The sequence below is a fragment of the Nitratifractor sp. genome (genome assembly GCF_015487065.1).
Classification (GTDB): domain Bacteria; phylum Campylobacterota; class Campylobacteria; order Campylobacterales; family Sulfurovaceae; genus Nitratifractor.
On the sequence record NZ_WFQN01000108.1, the window covers coordinates 18,601 to 40,232 of the forward strand.

The 21,632-nt window shown below is 56.4% G+C and carries 23 protein-coding genes and 1 pseudogene; 13 read left to right on the top strand and 11 right to left on the bottom strand.

What is annotated here, in order from left to right; genetic code table 11:
- Positions 1–5: 5 nt before the first annotated feature.
- The 5 genes from F8I07_RS05765 to plsY all read right to left on the bottom strand — a co-directional run bounded on the left by F8I07_RS05765 (position 6) and on the right by plsY (position 3,337).
- A complete protein-coding gene (locus tag F8I07_RS05765) occupies positions 6–257 on the bottom strand; it encodes a YfhL family 4Fe-4S dicluster ferredoxin (protein WP_292656919.1) in 252 nt (83 codons plus the stop codon).
- Positions 258–331: 74 nt separating this feature from the next.
- The gene (locus F8I07_RS05770) at positions 332–1,633 is read right to left on the bottom strand and encodes a HAMP domain-containing sensor histidine kinase (protein ID WP_292656922.1); all 1,302 of its coding nucleotides are present in this window, start codon (positions 1,631–1,633) and stop codon (positions 332–334) included.
- Positions 1,612–2,283 carry a homeostatic response regulator transcription factor HsrA gene (gene hsrA, locus F8I07_RS05775; protein ID WP_292656926.1) on the bottom strand — a complete coding sequence of 224 codons (672 nt, stop codon included), beginning with the start codon at positions 2,281–2,283 and terminating at the stop codon, positions 1,612–1,614. The genes F8I07_RS05770 and hsrA overlap by 22 nt, the downstream gene beginning before the upstream one ends.
- Positions 2,284–2,384: 101 nt before the next feature.
- Positions 2,385–2,711, bottom strand: coding sequence for a dihydroneopterin aldolase (locus F8I07_RS05780; RefSeq protein ID WP_292656929.1), 327 nt, complete (start codon positions 2,709–2,711; stop codon positions 2,385–2,387).
- Entirely contained in the window at positions 2,708–3,337 is a 630-nt protein-coding gene (plsY, locus tag F8I07_RS05785; RefSeq protein ID WP_292656978.1) for a glycerol-3-phosphate 1-O-acyltransferase PlsY, read from the bottom strand. Before plsY ends, F8I07_RS05780 begins: the two co-directional genes overlap by 4 nt.
- Positions 3,338–3,465: 128 nt before the next feature.
- Between plsY and nadA the strand changes: the two genes are divergently transcribed.
- From nadA to rimP, 11 genes are all read left to right on the top strand, one after another.
- Positions 3,466–4,461, top strand: coding sequence for a quinolinate synthase NadA (gene nadA / locus F8I07_RS05790; protein ID WP_292656931.1), 996 nt, complete (start codon positions 3,466–3,468; stop codon positions 4,459–4,461).
- Positions 4,458–5,294 carry a carboxylating nicotinate-nucleotide diphosphorylase gene (gene nadC, locus F8I07_RS05795; RefSeq protein ID WP_292656935.1) on the top strand — a complete coding sequence of 279 codons (837 nt, stop codon included), beginning with the start codon at positions 4,458–4,460 and terminating at the stop codon, positions 5,292–5,294. The genes nadA and nadC overlap by 4 nt, the downstream gene beginning before the upstream one ends.
- Positions 5,291–6,274, top strand: coding sequence for a bifunctional oligoribonuclease/PAP phosphatase NrnA (locus tag F8I07_RS05800; RefSeq protein ID WP_292656938.1), 984 nt, complete (start codon positions 5,291–5,293; stop codon positions 6,272–6,274). Before nadC ends, F8I07_RS05800 begins: the two co-directional genes overlap by 4 nt.
- On the top strand, positions 6,271–7,674 hold the full coding sequence (locus F8I07_RS05805) for a M23 family metallopeptidase (protein WP_292656941.1): 1,404 nt from the start codon (positions 6,271–6,273) through the stop codon (positions 7,672–7,674). The genes F8I07_RS05800 and F8I07_RS05805 overlap by 4 nt, the downstream gene beginning before the upstream one ends.
- A gap of 81 nt (positions 7,675–7,755) precedes the next feature.
- Positions 7,756–8,640 carry a UDP-3-O-acyl-N-acetylglucosamine deacetylase gene (gene lpxC, locus F8I07_RS05810; RefSeq protein WP_292656944.1) on the top strand — a complete coding sequence of 295 codons (885 nt, stop codon included), beginning with the start codon at positions 7,756–7,758 and terminating at the stop codon, positions 8,638–8,640.
- Positions 8,633–9,088 carry a hypothetical protein gene (locus tag F8I07_RS05815; protein ID WP_292656947.1) on the top strand — a complete coding sequence of 152 codons (456 nt, stop codon included), beginning with the start codon at positions 8,633–8,635 and terminating at the stop codon, positions 9,086–9,088. The genes lpxC and F8I07_RS05815 overlap by 8 nt, the downstream gene beginning before the upstream one ends.
- 9 nt (positions 9,089–9,097) lie before the next feature.
- The gene (thrB, locus tag F8I07_RS05820) at positions 9,098–9,982 is read left to right on the top strand and encodes a homoserine kinase (RefSeq protein WP_292656950.1); all 885 of its coding nucleotides are present in this window, start codon (positions 9,098–9,100) and stop codon (positions 9,980–9,982) included.
- Positions 9,983–10,022: 40 nt separating this feature from the next.
- The gene (locus F8I07_RS05825; RefSeq protein ID WP_292656980.1) at positions 10,023–10,241 is read left to right on the top strand and encodes a DUF448 domain-containing protein; all 219 of its coding nucleotides are present in this window, start codon (positions 10,023–10,025) and stop codon (positions 10,239–10,241) included.
- The gene (infB, locus tag F8I07_RS05830; protein ID WP_292656953.1) at positions 10,234–12,849 is read left to right on the top strand and encodes a translation initiation factor IF-2; all 2,616 of its coding nucleotides are present in this window, start codon (positions 10,234–10,236) and stop codon (positions 12,847–12,849) included. The genes F8I07_RS05825 and infB overlap by 8 nt, the downstream gene beginning before the upstream one ends.
- The gene (rbfA, locus tag F8I07_RS05835) at positions 12,846–13,211 is read left to right on the top strand and encodes a 30S ribosome-binding factor RbfA (RefSeq protein ID WP_292656955.1); all 366 of its coding nucleotides are present in this window, start codon (positions 12,846–12,848) and stop codon (positions 13,209–13,211) included. The genes infB and rbfA overlap by 4 nt, the downstream gene beginning before the upstream one ends.
- A complete protein-coding gene (gene rimP / locus F8I07_RS05840; RefSeq protein WP_292656960.1) occupies positions 13,201–13,641 on the top strand; it encodes a ribosome maturation factor RimP in 441 nt (146 codons plus the stop codon). The genes rbfA and rimP overlap by 11 nt, the downstream gene beginning before the upstream one ends.
- A 22-nt stretch (positions 13,642–13,663) precedes the next feature.
- Here the strand turns inward: rimP and F8I07_RS05845 are convergent, their stop codons facing one another.
- Positions 13,664–13,840, bottom strand: coding sequence for a hypothetical protein (locus F8I07_RS05845; RefSeq protein ID WP_292656962.1), 177 nt, complete (start codon positions 13,838–13,840; stop codon positions 13,664–13,666).
- A gap of 191 nt (positions 13,841–14,031) precedes the next feature.
- Between F8I07_RS05845 and F8I07_RS05850 the strand changes: the two genes are divergently transcribed.
- The gene (locus F8I07_RS05850; protein ID WP_292656965.1) at positions 14,032–15,231 is read left to right on the top strand and encodes a multiheme c-type cytochrome; all 1,200 of its coding nucleotides are present in this window, start codon (positions 14,032–14,034) and stop codon (positions 15,229–15,231) included.
- Positions 15,232–15,268: 37 nt separating this feature from the next.
- On the opposite strand, the gene F8I07_RS05855 is transcribed toward F8I07_RS05850, so the two are convergent.
- The 5 genes from F8I07_RS05855 to F8I07_RS05875 all read right to left on the bottom strand — a co-directional run bounded on the left by F8I07_RS05855 (position 15,269) and on the right by F8I07_RS05875 (position 20,281).
- Positions 15,269–15,973 carry an ABC transporter ATP-binding protein gene (locus F8I07_RS05855; RefSeq protein WP_367264478.1) on the bottom strand — a complete coding sequence of 235 codons (705 nt, stop codon included), beginning with the start codon at positions 15,971–15,973 and terminating at the stop codon, positions 15,269–15,271.
- Complete coding sequence (locus F8I07_RS05860; RefSeq protein WP_292656970.1) at positions 15,973–16,728, bottom strand: ABC transporter ATP-binding protein; 756 nt, start codon at positions 16,726–16,728, stop codon at positions 15,973–15,975. Before F8I07_RS05860 ends, F8I07_RS05855 begins: the two co-directional genes overlap by 1 nt.
- Positions 16,729–17,025: 297 nt before the next feature.
- Positions 17,026–17,970 carry a branched-chain amino acid ABC transporter permease gene (locus F8I07_RS05865; RefSeq protein WP_292656972.1) on the bottom strand — a complete coding sequence of 315 codons (945 nt, stop codon included), beginning with the start codon at positions 17,968–17,970 and terminating at the stop codon, positions 17,026–17,028.
- On the bottom strand, positions 17,967–18,836 hold the full coding sequence (locus F8I07_RS05870) for a branched-chain amino acid ABC transporter permease (protein ID WP_292656974.1): 870 nt from the start codon (positions 18,834–18,836) through the stop codon (positions 17,967–17,969). The genes F8I07_RS05865 and F8I07_RS05870 overlap by 4 nt, the downstream gene beginning before the upstream one ends.
- 302 nt (positions 18,837–19,138) lie before the next feature.
- Positions 19,139–20,281 carry an ABC transporter substrate-binding protein gene (locus F8I07_RS05875; protein ID WP_292656976.1) on the bottom strand — a complete coding sequence of 381 codons (1,143 nt, stop codon included), beginning with the start codon at positions 20,279–20,281 and terminating at the stop codon, positions 19,139–19,141.
- 246 nt (positions 20,282–20,527) lie between these two features.
- On the opposite strand from F8I07_RS05875, the pseudogene F8I07_RS05880 reads away from it, so the two are divergent.
- Positions 20,528–21,632: pseudogene (locus tag F8I07_RS05880) on the top strand (indolepyruvate oxidoreductase); the annotation flags it as partial.

Genomic DNA, 21,632 nt, shown 5'->3' on the forward strand with positions numbered 1-21,632 from the left:
GAAGCCTACTGCTCCTCCTGGAGTTGTTCGAATTTGAATTTGAGCTCTTCGACACTCTCGACGTTGTCGGGATCCGGGATAATGCAGTCAACGGGGCAGACGGCGATACACTGAGGTTCGTCGAAGAAACCGACACACTCGGTGCAGCGGTCGGGATCGATGATGTAGATGGGATCGTTCTCTTCGATCGCTTCGTTGGGGCACTCTTCGCGACAAGCGTCGCAGGCGATGCAATCTTCAGTAATCAGTAGCGCCATGGTTCATCCTCGTAGCTGGATTTGATTCCCGAGTTATAGCCAATGGAACCTTAAGCGAAAGAGGCAAAAACCGATCAGACGGAATTTTTTTCGAGAGGAAGAATGAAAGTGGCCACCGCTCCTCGTCCGTCCCGGCGGTTGCGCAGCGTCACTTCGGCTCCCAGGGCATCGGCGGCGCTTTTGACCAGAAAGAGCCCCAGCCCGGCGCCGGGGGAGTCGGCGGAACGTTTGAAGGGGGCAAAGAGATCCACTCCCTCTTCGATCCCCGGTCCTTCATCCCGGATTTTAACTACCAGGTTGTCCCCTTTGCGATAGGAGAAAAGGCGGACCGTTCCCCCCTCGGGAGTGAAGCGCAGGGCGTTTTGAATCAGGTTCTGCAGAATCTGGGTCAGCAGCAGGGGTTGAATGCGCGCCGGGAGCTGTTCGGGGGTCAGTCGGGATCGCAGCCGTTTGCCCGAAGCTTCGGCCAGGAGAGAGAACTCTGCCGCCTTTTTCCGGAGGAGTTCGATGAGGTCCAGCTCTACCGGAGGCTCGAACTGGGCCCCCTCGGCCCGACCGAATTCCAGGATGGAGCCGACGATCCGGTTCATGTCGTCTACCGTGGCGATATTTTCCCGGATCACCCGCTCCAGTTCTTCGGGGGTCTTCGTCTTTTTGATTAGCGCCACCTGGCCCCGGGTTTTGATGACCGCCAAGGGGGTTTTCAGCTCGTGGGCGGTTCCGACAAAGAGCTCTTTTTTGTAGAGGAGAAAACTTTTGATTCTTGCCACAAGCTGATTGATGGATCGTCCCAAAGGACGGAATTCCAGAGGAATCTTTTCCAGGTCGAGCGGCTCGAGAATGTTTTCATTCATCCGCTCCAGCTTTTGGGAGAAGAAGCGGATCGGGGAGAGCAGCATTTTGGAGAGGAAAAAGGCGTAGAGGATGATGAGGCCCATGGCCAGAATATTGAGCAGGACAATCGAGCGAAAAACCTGGTGTTCCATTCGTTTTTGTTGGGTGATATCGGCCGTGAGGATCAGATAGCGCTGTTGTTGGAAGTTGTAAGGGAAATAGGCCTGGAGATAGGTATGACCGTGACGGACAATCTGCTGGAAGTGCCTGGGGCGATAGGCGGCTTCCGGGGCCCGGGCAATCCGGGCGTTGATCTTGAGCGTTCTACGCAGCAGGGTCCGTTGTTTTTTGAGGGCCTCTTCCAGGTTGTCATATTTGGCGAAGAGGTAGTTGGCCTGTTTGATCATGGCAGATCGGAGGCTCGTCTCCACATTGATATTGATATAGGTATAGAGAATGACGGAAAAAAAGCTCAACAGCACCGCCATGGAGGCGGTGAGCTTGAGGAGAAAGTTGAGTCTTAGGCTTTTTGAGGAAAGCAAAAGCGGTAACCCCGCCGGCGTACGGTTTCGATGGTGACGATGCCCAGAGGTTTATCCATTTTCTGGCGGATCTGGTTGATGGCGACTTCGATCACGTTGGGGGTGACCAGCTCGGGCTCCTCCCAGATGGCATCGAGAAGCTGCTCTTTGGAGACGATCTGATCTTTGTGCATCGCCAGGTGGGTGAGGACTTCGAAAGGCTTACCTTTGAGTTCGATAGTCTCGCCCTTGTAGATGATCTTCTCTTCTTCGGGATTGATGACCAGCTCCTCGATCTCGATGATGTTGCTGCCGCCGAAGCGGAGCTTGGCTTCGATACGCATCAGGAGGATGTCAAAGTCGAAAGGCTTTTTGATGTAGTCGTCGGCTCCGGCCCTCAGCGCCTCGATCTCGCTCTCTTTGTCGTCCCGGGCGGAGAGGACGATGACGGCGGTCTTGGGGCGCTTCTCCTTGATCTCGGGAATCAGATCGACCCCGTTGCCGTCGGGGAGCATCCAGTCCAGCAGGATCAGATCATAGTTGCGGATATCCAGGTAGTAGCGGCCGTCGGCCAGACTCTCGGCGATATCGTTCTGGTAGCCGTACTCTTTGAGCCCTTCACCCAGGGTTTTGCTCAGAGTCACCTCGTCTTCGATGATAAGAATACGCATCGTTAAGCCTTCATTCAGTTTAAGATTTTTTTAATTATAGCACAAATATAGCAGAAAAAATTCCTCTCCTCCCCTGAAAAAAGCCGATTTTTCAAATATTTTCAACGCTTCCATCGTTCACTGACGGCAACGGTGCACTCCTGGAGGATATCAGGTTTGCTCAGACGGATAAAAAGAGAGGAGATTTCGGGATGTTCGGTGATGATCTGCCGCTTCAGAAACGCCAGGCCCTCTTCGAGCAGGCCGAATTGCTCTCGGACCAGTGTCCGGCGGATCTCCTGCACAACAGCGGCATAGTCGAGGTAGTGTTCTCCGTCGTAGCGATATTCCGCTTCCAGATCGACAAGGATCTTCTGGGGGGTTTGACGCTCTGTCGGAAGGATCCCGATGACGGCGTCGATCTCGAGGGAGTGGATTTCGATTTTCATGCGACGGGGGCTTCCTCTTTTTTGAAGAGGCGGACGAGATTGGGGATATGTTTGTAGAAGACGGTGATGGCAATGATCCAGACCGGGGCGTGGGTGCCGATGCCGGGAACCCCCTGGGGATAGAGGACATAGCTGGCGATCAACAGCGTGGCCAAGGCGATCAGGGAGGAGAGGGAGGAAATTTTGATGGTTTTGGCGGCGACGGCCCAGGCAGCCAGGGCGATCAGGGTCGGAACGGGAAGGAGAAAGAGCAGGACGCCGAAGCCGGTGGCGACGCCTTTGCCCCCTTCGAAGCCCAGGAAAATGCTGAAACAGTGCCCCCAGACCGCCAGGACGGCGATGGTCCAAAGGGTGGAGGGAGGAGCCCCTAGCCATTTGGCGACCAGGAGGACCGCAACCCCTTTGACGGCGTCGAGGAAGAGCGTGGCGGCTCCCAGCTTTTTGGCCAGGGCGGGATCGCGCTCCTTGAGGACCCGCAGGACATTGGTGGCGCCGATGTTGCCGCTGCCTTCCTGCTTGATATCGACCCCGGCGAAAGACTTGGCCAGCAGATAGCCGAAGGGGATGCCGGCGATCAGGTAGGCGGCGAGGTAGAGTAGAATATTGAGATTGGTAAAGAGCTGTATCACAGAGAGACCTTTCGTTCCATTATGGGTAATCTTTTTACGATAGGGTGTCGTTTTTCGGATCGCTATTTTACCCAAAAAGGAATAGTGTATAATTCAGGAACTTTCACACAAAGGTGGTCCAAGCAATGAGTATCGACTATCGCGCCGAGATCGAGCGCCTGAAACGCGAGCTTCCCGTAACGGTGGTGGCCCACTACTATCAGCGGGACGAGGTCTTCGAGATGGCCGACGTCACCGGCGACAGTCTGGAGCTGGCCCGCAAATGTCAGGCCGATGAGAACCCCTGGGTGGTCTTTTGCGGGGTGGGTTTCATGGGACAGAGCGTCAAAGTGATCGCGCCAGAAAAACGGGTACTGATGCCCAAAATCGCCTGCTGCGCCATGGCGCGGATGATCGACAGCAGCTACTACGACGAGACCGTCGAAGCGATCGAAAAGGGTGGGGTGAGCCGGGAGGAGCTTCTGCCCATTACCTACATCAACTCCGATGCTACCGTCAAGGCCAAGGTCGGCAAGATGGGCGGTCTGGTCTGTACCAGCTCCAACGCCGTCAAGATCATCGAAAAGGGTATGGAGAGCGGCAAGAAGATCCTCTTCGTCCCCGACCGCTGTCTGGGGCAGAATGTGGCCAACATGATGGGGCTCAAATCCTGTGTCGTCGGGGAAGAGGGGTGCGATCCCAAAGCGGCCGACGTGCTCTGCTTCAACGGTTTCTGCTCCGTCCATCAGCTCTTTACCGTGGACGATGTCAACTTCTACCGCCGCAAATACCCCGATATCAAGATCGCCGTCCATCCCGAGTGTGACCCGTCGGTGGTGCAGGCGGCGGATTTCGTCGGCTCCACCTCCCAGTTGATCAAGTATGTCAACGCACTCGATCCCGAGCAGAAAGTAGCCGTGGGGACCGAATACAACCTGGTCCACCGCATGCGCGAGAAAAACACCTATGTCCTCTCCTCCACCAAGCCCGAGTGCCCCACGATGAACGAAACGACCCTGGAGGATCTCTACCGTGCCCTCAAATCCATCGAAGAGGGTACCCCTCTCAATGAGATCCACGTGGACGAGGAGACAGTCCACTATGCCCGTCTTGCCTTGGAACGTATGCTGGAGATCCGATGACCGTCTCCCAACGACTGATCGAGGATTTTGTCCGCCGGGCTGTCGAGGAGGATCTAGGGCGGGGGGATCTCTTCGCCCGGATCAGCCAATCGCGCCCCCTCGGCGCCTATATCCTGGCCAAAAGCGAAGGGGTCTTTGCCGGGCGGGAGTATATCGAGGCGCTGGCGGGGATTTACCCCCTGAAGCTGGAGTGGAAGATTCGGGACGGAGAGCGCTTCACTCCCGGAGATCGACTGCTGGAGATCCGGGGGGATTCCCGGGATCTGCTCTCCCTGGAGCGGACGATTCTCGACCTGGCTCTTCATGCCAGCGGTATCGCCACGCTGACGGCCCGGTACGTCGCCGAACTGGAAGGCGCTGATTGTGTGCTCCTCGATACCCGCAAGACCCGTCCGGGACTGCGGGCCTTCGAGAAGTACGCCGTGCGCTGCGGCGGCGGGCAGAACCACCGTATGGGGCTCGACGACTGTCTGATGCTCAAGGACACCCACCTGCGGGCCATTGGGGATTTGGAATCCTTTATGAAACAGATTCGGCGTCAGATTCCCTTCACCGCCAAAATCGAGATCGAATGTGAGGATCTGGAGATGGCCCGTCAAGCGATGGCGGCGGGAGCCGATATCGTGATGTGTGACAATATGGATAGTGCGACGATCCGGGAAGTGGTCAACCTCCGTAATGAGCGCTATCCTCATATCCTGTTGGAGGCCAGCGGCAACGTCACGCTTGAGACGATCCGCACTCTCGCCGGAACCGGCGTGGATGCTATCAGTTCCGGCAGCATCATCCATCAGGCGACCTGGCCCGACCTCTCCATGAAGGTCGAGGCGTGAAGCACGATAAGAAACTCCACTTCTCCCCCAAAGAACGGGAGCAGTTTCTTCAGCTTCTGGGAGACCATACCGCCGTCAGCATCCTCTCCCATATCCATCCCGATGCCGATGCCATCGGTACCTCCCTGGGTATCTACCTTCTTCTCAAAAAAGAGGGGTACCGGGTGGAGATTGCCAACGCAACCCGTGAGCTTCCCCGACACCTCGATTTTCTCGAAGGGTTCGGGCGAATCAAACAGAAGATCGACTACGACAATTCGCTGATCATCACCTGCGACTGCGGCAGTCCGGACCGACTGGGTTTTGATCTGGAAGGGCGCCGGATCGTCAACATCGATCACCATCCCAGCAACACGGGATTCGGCACGCTCAACCTGGTGCGGCCGGAGGCGGTGAGCAGCTCTGAGGTGGCCTACCGTTTTCTCGAACCTCTTTTCGAGATTCCCCGGGGCAGTGCCGAGGCCTTCTATGCGGCTCTCATCTCCGACACTCGTTACTTCACCACCGCCAACGTCAGTGAGGAGAGTTTCGAAGTGGCTCGGGAGCTGATCGCTCTGGGGGTGGAACCCGGTCGGGTAGCCCAGGCGATGCTGCAGCGCCGCTCCCTGGCGTCGCTGCGGGTTTTGGGACGGGCTCTGGAGTCACTGCGTCTCTACTTGGAGGGGCAGGTGGCGGTGATGACCGTCACCCGCAAGGATCTGGAAGCGACCGGGGCCCGTTATGACGATCTGGATGGGATTGTGGACTATGCCCGTTCCCTGGTGACGGTAGAGGTGGCGATTCTAATCGTGGAGCGTCCCGACAGTCGCAAAGTTTCTCTGCGTTCCAAAGGAGCCGATGTGATGAGGATTGCCCGGGAGTTTGGCGGTGGGGGGCATACCGTCGCCGCCGGTTTTGAGACCGAAACGCTTTCGACGGAGGAGTTGATCGATCGACTCCTGGATCGGATCAAAGAGGAAGGAGTCATAAATATACAATGAGACGAAATTATGGATACGGACGTCGCCGAAAAAAACGGGGAAGCTGGCTCTGGTTGATTCTGCTGCTTCTGGTGGCGGGAGCGGCGGGCTATCTCTACCTCTCGCCCCGTTTTGAACGCATACCGCCGAAAGTCATCTTGCAACCGAGTTTTTTCTGGGCACCGGGCAAGAGTATCAAAGTAGCCATCGAAGACAATCAGGGCTTGGGAAGCTATTGGGTGCTTCTGGGAGACGGGAAACGGGAAGTGACGGTAAGCTCTGGGACTTTTACTGCCCCGCAACGTCAAAGTGTTATCGCCGTCACGCTTCCCAAAGAGAGTGGGCTCGATCCCCAAAAGGCCCCCTGGCATCTGAGGGTGGAGGTCAAAGACCGAAGCCTCTGGAACCTGGGAGAGGGCAACCGTGCCGCAGCGGTAGCCAAGGTTCTGGTCGATACTCGTCCTCCACGGGTGGGAATCGTCGCCCGGAGTCCCAGTGTCGTCAAAGGGGGGAGCGGACTGGTGATCTTCCGGGCGACGGATAAGCATCTGGAAGATGTCTATGTCCAGGTGGGTAAAAAACGTTTCAAACCCTTACCTTATCGGGTCAAAGGATATTGGGCAACCCTGGTGGCTTGGCCGTTTCGTGATGAGATTTTCGATCCGAAAGTGGTGGCGGTGGACAAGGCCGGCAACCGCACCGAAGCACGTATCGCTTTTGAACGGATCGATCGGAGCTATCGGGTCTCATGGATCGGACTCAGCGACCGTTTTCTCCAGGGAAAGATCGCCGAGATTGCCCGACTCGATCCCAAAATTGCAGCCATCACCGATCCGCTCCGCCGTTTCAAAGCGGTCAATGAAGGGATGCGACAACACAACGAAGCTCTGATCCATCACTACACCGCCGCTCCCAGTCCCGTTGATTTCTACCGCTGGCGTCTGAAAGCTTTCTATCCGCTCAAGAGTGCCAAACGTGTCGCGGATTTCGGGGATGAACGCCACTACTACTATCGGGATCGTAACCGTCAGGTTTCTCTCTCCTACCATCTGGGGTACGATCTGGCCAGTGTCCGCCATGCGCCGATCGTCAGCTCCAATCCGGCGACGGTGGTCTTCGCCGGTTACAACGGGATCTACGGCAATATGCCGATCCTGGACCACGGCTTCGGTCTCTACACGCTCTACGGCCACTGCTCCTCGGTCCTGGTCAGCGAAAAGGAGCATGTGCGGGCCGGGCAGGTGATCGCCCGAACCGGCAAGACGGGATTGGCTTTGGGGGATCATCTCCATTTCGGGATTTTGGTCCAGGGGGTGGAGGTCTGGCCCATGGATTGGATGAAGCAGAACTGGATCAACAGTCATATCAATGCCGTCTTCCGGGAAGCGGACAGGATTATCGGCGGGGGAGCGAAACCGTAACTCTTGGGTTTTTCAAAGAGTTCAATTCAGGTATAATAGAGGCAATCACTCCGCGTCGTCAGCGCGAAAGGAAAGGAAGAAATGTTTCAGCGGACTATTGCGAAACCGACCGAAGTGGTGGGAATCGGTCTCCATAAGGGTGAATCGATCCGTCTGAGGATCGAGCCTCTCGATGCCGACAGCGGCATCATCTTCTACCGCAGCGACCTGGGCCGGAGCATTCCCCTCAGCCCCTCCGCCGTCATCGATACCCGGATGGCCACGGTCATCGGAGCTCCCGACGGCTATATCTCCACCATCGAACATTTCCTTTCGGCCCTCTACGCCCACGGAATCGACAATCTCCGGATCGTCCTGGAGGGCAATGAAATGCCCATCATGGACGGCAGTGCCGTCTCCTTCTGCCTGTTGCTTCAGGAGGCGGGGATCCGCACGCTCGAACGGCCCAAGCGCTTCCTGAAAATCCGTCAGCCGGTGGAGATTCGGGAGGGAGAGAAGTTCGTCCGCCTGGAGCCCTCCGAGGAGATCAGCTTCGATTTCGAGATCGATTTCGACCATCCCGCCATCGGTCGTCAACGTTTCGCCTTCGATTTTACGTTGAGCAGCTACATGGAGGAGATCGCCCGGGCCCGAACCTTCGGCTTCGCCAAAGATATCCAGTATCTTCAGAGTCAGAATCTCGCCCTGGGCGCCAGCCTGAAAAACGCCATCGGCCTGGACGAACACAAGGTTCTCAACCCTGAAGGCTTGCGCTACTCCGACGAGTTTGTCCGCCACAAGATCCTGGATGCCATGGGGGATATGATGGTGACGGGTCACAACCTATTGGGCCGATACCGCTCTTTTGCCGGCAGCCACGATCTCAACCATCGCCTGACGGAAAAGCTCCTGGCCGATGTGGCCAACTACGAGGTGGTGGCGCTGGAACAGATTCGCAGTCCCCAGTATGAGCGGTGTTTTGCCTAAGCGAACGCTTCTGATCAATCCTGTCGCCTCTCCACTGCAGTTTGCCCTTTATGAGGGAGGTGAACTGCAGCGCAGCTGGGAACGCGACGGCTATGCTTCCGAGGTTCTGCTGCCGGAACTGGACCGTCTCTTGCGTGAAGAGAGGCCTGACGAGATCCTCTATGTCAACGGTCCCGGCAGCCAGATGGGGATCAAACTCACCTATATTGCTTTGGAGACCTTGCGACTGCTGCGGGGGATCCCCTTCGGAGCGGTCAGTGCTTTCGCCCTCAACGGCGGTCGCCCCCTCAAGGCCATGGGTCGCCTCTATTTCGTCAAAGAAAAAGAGACTATAATTACGCAACCTCTCGAGGAAACCATTGTGCAGGAGTTCTCGTTCCCCTCTTCGTTGGAGGCACTGGAACGGGAGCCGGGAAACCGGCCCGACTATCGACTGCCTGCCGTCTAAAGGCCCGATGTGTTTATCAGTGTACCCGCGACGAGTGCCAATCTGGGGCCGGGGTTCGATACCCTGGGGCTCGCCATCGATCTGCGCAACGAGATCATCATCAAGCCCTCCCGATTTCTGAGTGTCTCCACCAAGGGGGAAGGGGCTGAAAATCCCAAGATCAAGAAGAATACCCTCTTTCTCCATATCTTCAACGAACAGTACCGGCGCCTTACCGGGGGCAAACAGCCGGTCTTTCGCTTCGAGTTTACCAATCGAATTCCGATTTCCCGGGGGCTGGGGAGTTCTTCGGCGGTGATCGTGGCTGCCATTACCGCCGCCTATGTTGCCGCGGGGGTTCGCTACAACAAACGCAAAATCCTCAATACCGCTCTGCGTTATGAGCATCACCCCGACAATATCACGCCCGCGGTGATGGGGGGCTTCAATGTGGCCTGCCTGGAGGGAGAGAGAGTCTACAGTAAAAAACGGCGTCTTCCCGCCTATCTGCGGGCCGTCCTGGTGGTGCCGAACCAAAGGATCTCCACTAATCGCTCCCGCAATGTCCTTCCCAAGATGTATACCAAAGAGGAGTTGGTCTATTCCCTCTCGAGAGCAGCCTATATGACGGCGCTCTTCATGAGTGAATCCTGGGATCTGCTGCGGATCGCCGCCAAAGACAAGATCCATCAGGAGCGTCGCATGAAGATGATGCCCGAACTCTTTGACGTCCAGAAGACCGCGCTGGAGCACGGAGCGCTCATGAGCACCCTCTCCGGCAGCGGGTCGACCTTCTTCAATCTGGCCTACGCCGACGATGCCGATGCCCTGGCGGCAGCCCTGGCGGAGCGCTTTCCCCAGTTCCGGGTCATGACCCACGGTCTTGACAATCTCGGCGTCATAGGAAAGTCCTGACTTTTTTGGTATAATGCCCGTGAAAAAATATCCTATTCGAATGTGTATTGCCTGCAGAAACAGAGAACCCCAACATACATTAATCCGAATACAGTTTGAAGGTGGTCGGGTCATACCCTATCGCGGTCAGGGCCGGAGTAGTTATATCTGCCGCGCCTGCAGTCAGAATACGAAGAGGATCAAACAACTGTCAAAACGCTTCCGGATCGAGGAGGAGGCTTTTGTCAAGCTACTAAAGGAGTGCTACACTGATGGGTGATAAAGTCAAGATCCAGGAGATTGCGGCCGAAGCCGGAATGTCCAACAGCGAGCTGCTGAACAAAGCCAAAGAGCTTGGATTCGATGTCAAAGTTGCGGGGAGTTCCGTGACGCTGGACCAGGCGGCGATGCTGATGGACTATGCGATGACGGGACGCTGGCCTGCCGGCCTCCCGAAGCCGGGAGCGGAAAAGGCGTCATCGGCTGCAAAAGAGAATAAGACTGAAAAAGCGGCTCCCGAAGCCGAGGGTAAACAGGGTGTTGAAGAGACCGCAAGTGTCGAGGCAGCAGCCGAGACCCCGGCAGAGGAAGCACCCGCCGTTGAGGCCGCCGCACCGAAAAAGAGTGCGACGGTCCGCAAAGGGATCACTGCCACCGCCCGCAAGAGTGCCGAAACGGCCGAAGAGGAGGCGGAGACACCCCTGCGGCGTGCCCCCCTGCGCAAAAAAGGGATCACCATCGTCAAGAAGGCGAAGCCGGCTCCGAGCCGGGAGAAAAAGATCTCCCTGACCGACGTTTCCCCGAGCGCCTCTTCCAAAAAGAAGAAAAAGAAGACCCCTGCCGAGGCCAAATCCACCGGCGAAAAGCTGGAGATCCTGGGCGAGCGGGATCTGGGAGGCTCCGTCGAACTCTTCGAAGAGCAGGAGGTCGTGCTGCTCGATTTCTCCGACAAGACCATCTTTGAAGAGCAACAGCGCCAGGAGGAGCGGCGCCGTGCCGAAGCCAAGCGGCGGGCCGCTCAGGGAATCGGCGGGATGCCCCAGCGCAACTTCCCCAACCGTCCCGGCGGACGCAATATCCGCCGCGGTGGACGCCGTAGAAAATATACCAAACAAGAGAATACAGAAAAGGTCAGCGTGGTAAGAATCCCCGAAGATGTCCGTGTCTATGAGTTCGCCGAGAAGGTCGGCAAGAGTGTCGGCGAAGTGGTCAAGGTCCTCTTCGCCCTGGGAACCATGGTGACCAAAAACGACTTTCTCGACAAGGATGCCATCGAGATCCTGGCCGAAGAGTTCGACGTCCAGGTCGAGACCATCAACCCCCTCGACGAGCTGGATTATGTCGCGGCCTACGATGCCGAGCCCAATACCGTCGAAGAGCCCCGCCCTCCGGTCATCACCGTCATGGGACACGTCGACCACGGAAAGACCTCCCTGCTGGACTATATCCGCTCCACCAAAGTGGCCGCCAAAGAGGCGGGAGGGATCACCCAGCACGTGGGGGCCTATCAGGTGGAAAAAGACGGGCACAAGATCACCTTCATTGACACTCCGGGTCACGCCGCCTTTACCGAAATGCGGGCCAGAGGAGCCCAGGCGACCGATATCGCCGTTATTGTCGTCGCGGCCGATGACGGGGTGATGCCCCAGACCAAAGAGTCCATCGCCCATGCCCAGGCGGCCGGAGTTCCCATCATCATCGCCATCACCAAGATCGACAAACCCACCGCCAATATCGACAACGTCAAGTCCCAGCTGGCGGAGAACGGTATCCTCCCCGTGGATTGGGGCGGAGAGTACGAGACTGTCGCCGTCTCCTCCCACACCGGTGAGGGGATTGACGAACTGCTGGAGACCATCGTGCTCCAGTCCGAAATGATGGAACTTACCGCCGATCCCACCCGCCGGGCCAAAGCGATCGTCATCGAGAGCTCGGTGGAGAAGGGCTTCGGCCCCGTGGCCAACGTCATCGTCAAGAACGGTACCCTCCACGTGGGGGACAACGTTATTGTCGGGACCACCTACGGCCGGGTACGGACCCTGATCCTCGACGACGGCAGCCGGGCCAAAGAGATAGGACCCAGCACTCCCGCCGCCGTGGTGGGACTCCATGACGTGCCCCAGGCCGGAGAGGTGCTGGTGGGCATGGAGAGCGAGAAGGAGGCCAAGGAGCTGGCGGACAAACGCAAAGAGTACGCCCGGGCCAAAGAGCTCTCCAAGAGTACCAAGGTCTCCATCGACGAACTGGGAAGCCTCATTGCCGAAGGGAAGATCAAGAAGCTTCCCCTGGTGGTCAAAGCCGATGTCCAGGGATCCCTGGAGGCGATCAAGTCGGCCCTGGCGGATCTGAAGAACGAAGAGGTCAAAGTCGATGTGATCCACGGCGGGGTCGGCGGGATCACTGAGAGCGACGTGCTCCTGGCCGATGCCAGTGAAAACGCGCTGATTCTGGGCTTCAATGTCCGCCCCACCGGTGCGGTCAAGAAGAAGGCCGAGGACCTGGGGATCGAGGTCAAGACCTACTCCATCATCTACGACCTGATCGACGATGTCAAAGCGCTGCTGGGCGGCCTGATGAGTCCCGTGGTCACCGAAGAGGTCACCGGTCAGGCGGAGGTACGGGAGACCTTCAGCGTGGCCAAGGTCGGGACCATCGCCGGATGTATGGTCACCGACGGTGTCATCGAGCGCAACGCCGGCGCCCGGCTCATCCGCGACGGTGTGGTGGTCTATACCAGCCGCATCAGCTCTCTCAAGCGTTTCACCGAAGATGCCAAAGAGGTCCGGGCCGGTTTCGAGTGCGGAATCATGCTGGAGAACTTCAACGATATCAAAGTGGGTGACGTCATCGAGACCTTCAAAGAGGTGGAGGAGCAGGCGACGCTATGAACCAGGCAGAGATCAAGCGCAAACGGACCGAATCGGTTCTGCGCGAGTTGATCCCCGAAGCCCTGGGGACCCTGGACGACGAACGGATCAACGCTTTGAACGTCACGGAGGTGCTCTGTTCCCGGGGCCGCTACGATGCCAAAGTCTTCCTGGATCCTGCCGGAATCGAAGCGGAAGATCAGGAGGAGGTGCTGCGGCGCCTGCGGAAAGTCGCCGGCTATCTGAAGACCTACGTCAAAGAGGCGGAGGGGTGGTACAAAGCCCCCAACTTCACTTTCGAATTCGATGACGAGCTGGAGCGGATCAGCCGGATGGACGAGCTTTTCAAAAAGATCGAAAAGGAGATCGGCGATGCCTCTTGAAGATCAGATCGCCAAGATTGTCGCCAGTCACGGCGCGGAGTTCTACGACACCGAAACGGTCAAAGAGAACGATCAGACCATCTTCCGGGTCTACATCACCAAAGAGGGCGGGGTGGACCTGGATACCTGTGCCGAGATCTCCAACGACCTCTCACCCCTGCTGGATGTCCACCCCCCCGTGAGCGGCAACTACTTCCTGGAAGTGAGCTCCCCCGGAATTGAACGTACTCTCAAAAAACCGCGCCATTTCCAAAGTGCCGTCGGTGAGCGGGTCAAGCTCAAAATCGCCGGCGGAGAGAAGCTCAAAGGGATCCTCGAGTCTGCCGACGAGGAAGGGATTGTCCTGCGTAACAAAGAGGGAGAGCACCGCTTCGGCTATCCCCAGATCCTCAAAGCCCGCACCTATTTCGATTGGGCCAATCAGAAATAATTTCAATTTTTCGGAGATTATATCAGGCGGCTTTGTGCCGTAGAATTTTTGAGCTCGTTCTCGGGTTTTTACAGGTAGTATACGCCGCCTCTTTCCCACGGATATCCATACCGAGAGCGGAGAGACGTATCACGATCTGATAGAAGATGACTCCGATAACGATCATAGTGTAGATGAAGATCTTTTCAAGTAGTTTCATTTGCTTTCCTTTCTATTTGGTGGAATAGAATTGTCGCAAAAGAGACTTACTTAGTTATTACCGTAGAGTTGTTTGAACCCAAATTTCGGCTTGAAGATTAGTCGAATTTTCTTTTGGTAAAATTTATTTTCCGTGAAGGAGTAACGCTCTATAATTAATTATAATCTGTTCACAGAAAGGATAGAGAGTAGATGAGATTATTTATATTGTTTTGGCTGCTAGGCTCGCTCTCTGCGCTTTTCGGTGTCGAAACGGCACCGACACTCGATAGCAAATATCACGACTCGTCGAAATGTAAAGCGTGTCATGGCCATATCGTCAAACCCTGGAGCCACTCCTATCATGCACGGTCCCATTATAAAAAAGATGAGTATTTCCGGAAAACGATAGATTATGTGGCAAAAAAGACTTTTCAGCCGGTCAATGCCATCAAAGTCTACTGTGCGGCCTGTCACAATCCGCGTATTTCGGTGACCTCCACCGATATGAGCTATGAGATCAAGGTTTTGATGGGTGAAGATAAAAACAGCGCAGTAAACAAAGCGGTTAATGACAGTGCGATTTCTGAGGGAATCAACTGCCTCGTTTGCCATAATATCAACAAAATCAAAGAGCATCTTCCCCCTTCGAAACGTGGGGTTCATCGTATCCGATGGAATCCGGTGGGGACGATGAGCGGTCCCTTCAAAGATGCGGATTCTCCCTATCACAAGACCCAGTATCGGGAGTTTTTCGATACAAATTCCAAGCAGCTCTGCTTTGTCTGTCATGCCAATGAACGTTCTATTTACAATGTCGAGTTCACCAATACACAAAAAGAGTATGTTAAAACAGATAAACAGTGTATTGAATGTCATATGGGTCCCAAAAAAGAGGGTTTCGCCTCCTCCCTGCCTATCGATCACGGTAAACCGAGGAAACGTATGGTAAGGGAACACAGTTTTATGGGAGGGCATTTCAAGCAGCTATGGAAAGGGGCCTTGGGGCTGAAGGCAAAAAGGGAAGGCAAGGATCTTTCCGTGACGATTCTTAATCCCAATCCCCACAATATTCCCACCGGATTCGGAGCCAGGGAGCTGATCGTAGAAGTAACCTATCGTGATGCATCCCAAAAGGTGCTTGCGACTAAAAGTGTTTCGATTACACCGCACTATAGGGATCGTGACGGCAAAGCCACCCTCCCTCATCTGGCGACGAAGATCATCGACAATCCCTCCATTCCCGCCCAAGGAGAGAAGACACTGACCTTTCCTCTTGTCAAAGGAAGCAAGCAAATCACGATCGAAATCTATTATCGATTGGTCAATGATGAGGTACGCGGGCTACTGCATCTCAAGGAAGCCCAGTGGAGCGAAAAGAAGTTTGTCAATCGAACGACACTGGAGCTCTGAGGGGGTGCCCGCAGCGACCTTCCGAAGCTATCGTTTGCTATCCCCCGAGATAGGCGGCACGTACCCTTTCATCTTTTTCAAGTTGAACGGAGAGGCCTTCGCGGACGATACGGCCGTTTTCTAAGAGATAGGCTCTGTCGGTCTGCCGGAGGGCCAGATGAGCGTTTTGTTCTACGAGGAAGATGGTGGTTCCGCTCTCTCTCAGTTTTTTGAGAGTTTCGAAGATCTCCTCGACGATCACAGGTGCCAGGCCCATACTCGGCTCATCAAGAAGCAATAGATTTGGTCGGCTCATCAGTGCCCGTCCTACGGCGACCATCTGTTGTTGACCTCCGCTGAGAGTACCGGCGTAGGCTTTGCGTTTCTCCTTCAGGATGGGGAAGCGTCGATAGATCTCTTTCAGATCGTGAAGGATCTCTTTTTGATCCTGTCTGGTATATGCGCCGAGAAGCAGGTTGTCCTCGACAGTGAGCGTGGCAAAAAGCCCTCGCCCCTCGGGCACTTGAGCGATCCCCTCTTTGACCCGTCGGTCGGAGGGAAGGCGGGTGATTTCACGGCTGAAATAGTCGATCCGACCTCTGTGTGGAACAATCAGACCGCTCAGAGTACGCAGCAGCGTCGTCTTTCCCGCTCCGTTGGCTCCGATCAATGCAACGATCTCTCCCTCTTTGATTTGCAACGAAATCTCATGCAGTGCTTCGATCTTGCCGTAATTGACGGAGAGATTTTCCACAATTAAAATCATCGATTCCCTCCCAGATAGGCTTCGATCACCTCCGGATCGTTCCGGATCTCCTCCGGGGGCCCTTCGGCCAGTTTTTTTCCGAAGTGCATAACGGTGATACGATCCGAGAGCTCCATGACCATGCGCATATCGTGCTCGATGAGGATCACCGTCACTTCGTCGGTGACGATGGTGCGGATCAGCTCGGCCACTTCGGCGGTCTCTTTGGGGTTGAGCCCTGCGACAGGTTCGTCCAGCAGGAGCAGTTCCGGGCCTGTGGCCAGTGCCCGGACGATCTCCAGCTTTTTCAGGATGCCGTAGGAGAGATTGTGTGCCTTCTGATGGGCATAGTCTCGAATATCGATAAGCTCCAGAAGGTGCATTGCTCTTTCGGTGTAGCGCCGTTCCTCCTCCAAGAGCTTTCGCGAACGCAGCAGGGTGGGCCACAGCCCCTTGCTCAGATAGCGGTCGAAGCCGAGCATCACATTCTCCAGTACCGTCATACCGCCGCAGATCTCCAGATTCTGGAAAGTGCGGCAGATCCCCCGATAGACCAGTTGATCGGTGGGGGTGTCGGTGATGTCCGCTCCGTCGAGCCAGACGCTCCCCCCGTCGCTGCGGTAGACACCGCTGATGGTGTTGATCAGTGTGGTCTTACCCGCTCCGTTGGGACCGATGACGGCATGGATATGCCCTTTGGCCACCCGGAAGCTGATGTCGTCCACCGCCGTCAGGCCTCCGAAGCGTTTGGTGAGGTTGCGGATCTCAAGCACGGATTCCCCTTTGGGGGAAATGAAGAGTGAAAAGTGAGGAGTGAGGAACTGAAAACTTCGCTTTCGAGTGGTGAATGATGAATGGTGAATGGTGAATGGTTTCGGTAGGCGTTGCTTTGCAACACATCCTGTTTAATGGAGGCGGGACTTCAGTCCCGCATGCAGGGCCAAAGCCCTGCCCCCAATGACCAATGACCAATGACCAATGACTCTTTTCTTGCAACTTGCGACTTGCGACTTGCGACTGTACCGAAGGCGCTCCCAATACACCAATACACCAATAACCAATAACAAGCACTATCTCTTCCTCCCCATCCCATCAAAAAGCGAAACGATCCCCTTCGGCATGAAGATCATCACCCCGATGATGATGGCACCGTAGATCAGGGTCTGATAATCCTCGAAGGTGGTGAGCAGCTGGGGGAGCAGCGTCAGGATCACCGCACCGATGACGGCACCGTAGAGACGCCCCATACCGCCCAGAACCACCATGACCACCAGTTCGATGGAGCGGTTGAACCCCGCCTCCTGGGGGGAGATGAACCCTGAGAAAAAGGCGTAGAGACTGCCTGCCAGGGCGGCGACGACCACAGAGAGGACGAAGACCAGGCTTTTGTAACGGGCCACGTTGACCCCAACGCTGGCCGGAGCGCGTTCCGAGTCATGGAGACTGCGCAGGATCCGTCCCAGGGGCGATTCGATGAGGTTCTGGGCCAGCCACAGCAGGAGCAGCAGATGCAGGGCCGCCAGGAGATACCACTCCCAGCTCTCGGTGAAGGTGTGGCCGAAAAGGGAAAAGCTCTCCACACTCATCCCGTCGGTTCCGCCGGTGAGCTCCTCTTCGTTGTTGAGAATGATGGAGACGATGATCCCCACCCCCAAGGTTGCCATGGCCAGATAGTGGCCCCGCAGTCGGAGGATCGGACGGGCGAGCCCATAGGCCAGGAACGCCATGATCCCCAGACTGACGGCGATGGAAAAAAGCGGCGCCAGGCCGTAGCGTCCCGTCAGGATGGCGGCGATATAGCCGCCCAGCCCGGCGAAGGCCCCGTGGGCCAGGCTGATCTGTCCCGCATAGCCCATCAGGAGATTGAGCCCCACGGCAATCATAGCGTTGAAGAGGGCGAGAATGGCGATCTCGTAATAGAAATCGTTGCTCAGCATCCACGGTACGAGGGTCAGGATCAGGGCGGTCACTCCCAGGGCGGGGCGAAGGTTCCAGCGTCTGCAGAAAGCTCTCATACCCGCTGGACCCCCCGATGGCCAAAGAGCCCGCCGGGCCGGAAGAAGAGGATCAGGAGCATGATGATGAAGGCGACGGCGTCTTTGTACTCCGAAGAGAGATAGCCCGCTACCAGCGCCTCCATGATGCCCAGGATCAATCCCCCCGCGACGGCACCGAAAGGGTTGGAAAGCCCACCGGTGATTGCCGCGGCGAAGCCCTTGAGTCCCAGCATGATTCCCACTTCGTAGTTGGTGGAGGTGATGGGGGTCAGGAGGATTCCGCCGATCGAGGCGATGGCGGCGGCCAGGGAGAAACTGAGGATCCAGATCTTTTTGAGGCTGATGCCCATGAGCCGGGCGGCATCGGGATCGAGGGAGACGGCGATCATCGCCTTGCCGGTGCGGGTCCGGCGAAAGAAGAACCAGAGCCCCGCTACGATGAGTACCGAAGCGGTCATTACCAGCAGTGCCTGATAGCTGAGTGTTGCCCCCAGGATCGTCAGGTGTCCTTCACCCAGCATGGGAGGCAGGGTATGAAGCTCCTTGTCGAAGACCACCTCCGCCGCTCCACGTAAAAAGATGGCGTAGCCCAGGGTGAGGATGATCAGAGATTCCTGAGAGCTCTCTTTGGAGAGATCGGTCAGTTTCCAGAGCAGTACCCCCAGCAGTGCCGTCAGCCCGATCGCCAGGAGATAGGCGGGCAGATAGGGAACTCCGCCTGCCAGCAGAAAGACCATGATCATCCCCCCGGCCATGACGAACTCCCCCTGGGCGAAGTTGATGATCCCGCTGGCGTTGTAGATGACGGTAAAGCCCATCCCCACCAGGGCATAGACGAAACCGACAGTCAGACCGGTGAGGAGAAAGGCGAAAAGCTCTGTCATTTTTCGCTCCAGATGGCGAAAAATGAGTGAGGAGTGAGGAGTGAGGAGTGAGGAACCGAAAGCTTTGCTTTCGAGTGGTGAATGATGAGTGGTGAATGGTGAATGGTTTCGGTAGGCGTTGCTTTGCAACGCATCCTGTTTAATGGAGGCGGGACTTCAGTCCCGTATGCAGGGCCAAAGCCCTGCCTCCAATGACCAATGACTAATGAGCAATGGCTCTTTTCTTGCGACTTGCGACTTGCGACTTGCAACTGCGCCCCCAATACACCAATACACCAGTACACCAATAACATATCTCTTATCTATTCCGCCAATTTCCAATCGCCATTTTTGATCCGCAGCATCACCAGACCCGATTTGGTATCGAGCCCCAGGTGGTCGGTGGGGCTCATGTTGACTACCCCGTCGATGCCGACGAAATCGTGCAGGCTCTCCAGGCCGTCCCGGATGGCCGCGGGAGAGGTTCCTATACGCTTGACGGCGTCGGTGATGGCGTACAGAGAGTCGTAGGCGTGGCCTCCGAAGCTGGCCACGGGAGTGTGGAAGGTTTTTTCATACTCGTTCTTGTAGGCCAGACAGACCTTTTTGACCGGGTTGCTGTCGGGGAGCTTGGCGGCCACCACGACCGGCGGAGAGACCACATAGACCCCTTCGGCGGCGGGACCGGCGATTTCGATATATTTTTTGGAGGCAACCCCGTGGGATTCATAGAGGGGCATTTTGAGCCCCAGCTGCTTGAAGTTCTTGGTTACGATAGCGGGCCCCTGACCGAATCCGGGGTTGAGGACCGCCTGGACACCGGGAGTGTTTTTGATCTTGAGCAGCTGGGCGCTCATGTCGGTATCCTTCTTGCCGTAGGTTTCGTCGGCGAGGATATCGATCCCCATATCCTTGGCCACCATTTTGCACTGTTTGCGCATCGACTTGCCGAAACCGCCGCTGCCCGAGAGCATGGCGATCTTGGAGATCTGATGGGCTTTCATATGTTCCATGATTTTTTGACACGCCATCCGGTCGGTAGCGACGATTTTGAAGACCCACTTTTTGACCGGATCGATGATGGGGACCCCTCCAGCCATGGAGAGCATGGGGATCTTCGATTTCTGGATCAACGGGATGAGGGCCATGGTCTCTCCCGTGGTGGAGGGGCCGATGACGGCGGCGACCTTGTCTTTATAGAGGAGCCGCTTGGCGAAGGTGACTGCCTTCTTGGGATTGGCGCCGGTATCGTAGGCGACCAACTCCAGCTTGTGTCCTGCGACGCCGCCGGCATTATTGATCTTTTGGACGTAATGCCGGAGTGTTTTGAGCTCCGGATCTCCGATGAACGAGGCCGGCCCGGTGGCGGAGACCAGGGCGCCGATGCGGATCGGCTCCTCTGCCAGAGCGGTTCCACTCCAGAACAGGGTGACAAGTGCCAGAATTTTCAACCATATCGATTTCATCTTTCTCCTCCTTGAGCGACGATGACTCTATTATAGCCTTCGCTTTATAAGATTTCCGATGATTTGAATCAATTGGCAAAACAAAATAGTGTATTTTTTACTAAAATATCCAGAAAAAGCTCACAACAATTATTAGAAGTGATAATAGTGGTGTCATGGCATATAATAATTGTAATGATTAAGAGAATTGTGAGTAAAATGGGATGCGCTAGGTGACATTGGGAGTGAATCGAAGAAGGAGGAGTGATGAAAGAGACCCTGATGGGTAACGACGCTATCGCCTGGGGGCTGATCCACGCCGATGTGGAGATGGTCTCAGGCTACCCCGGGACCCCTTCCAGCGAGATCCTGGGGATGGTACAGAAGATCAAAGCTAAACTGAAACTGCCGGTCTACGCCGAGTGGGCCACCAACGAAAAGGTAGGTTTCGAGGTAGCCTATGCCGGGGCCATCGCCGGCAAGCGGACCGCCGCGACGATGAAGCAGGTGGGGCTCAACGTCGCCAGCGACGCCTTGATGTCTGCGGCCTATATCGGAAATACAGGGGGATTCCTGCTCATCGCCGCCGACGATCCGGGCTTCCACTCCTCCCAGACGGAGCAGGACAGCCGGGTCTTCGCCAAATTCGCCCGGATCCCGGTACTCGACCCCGCCACCCCCCAGGATGCCTACGATATGACCCGCTACGGGGTGGAACTCTCGGAGCGCTTCGAGACACCGGTAATGCTGCGGCCCGTGATGCGGGTCTGTCACGCCCGGGAGATCATCGAGATGGAGGATACCACGGACTTCCATCCCAAAGAGGGGAAATTCGTCCGCAACATCCCCCGCTGGGCAGCGGTCCCCAGGGACGGGCGTCTGCAGCAGGGCTACGAAGCCCTCGATCGCATCGAAGCGATCGCCGCGTACAACTGGGAACATCATCTGAAGCCCCGATTCGATGCCCTGGAGGGCACAAGCGATCTCCTGATCCTCGCTTCCGGGACCGGATACGCCTTTACCCGGGAGGCGATGGAGGAGTTGGGGGTCGAGGCCGATCTCGTCAAAGTGGAGATGCCCTATCCCCTGCCGGTAGAGGAAATCCGCAAACGCTTCGAAGCCTACAAGAAGGTTCTGGTGGTCGAAGAGCCCTATCCCTGTATCGAAGAGCAGGTGATGGATCCGGCCAAGGTCCACGGGCGCCTCGATAAAACGATGAATCGCATCGACGAGATGAAAAAGGAGCATATCCTCGAGGCCTTCAGGAAACTGGGGCTCTACGAAGGGGAGAACATCTACGCCCCCAAACTCACGTTCAGCCTCGACGTGCCCCCCAGACCGCCGGCCCTCTGTCCGGGATGCCCCCACCGGG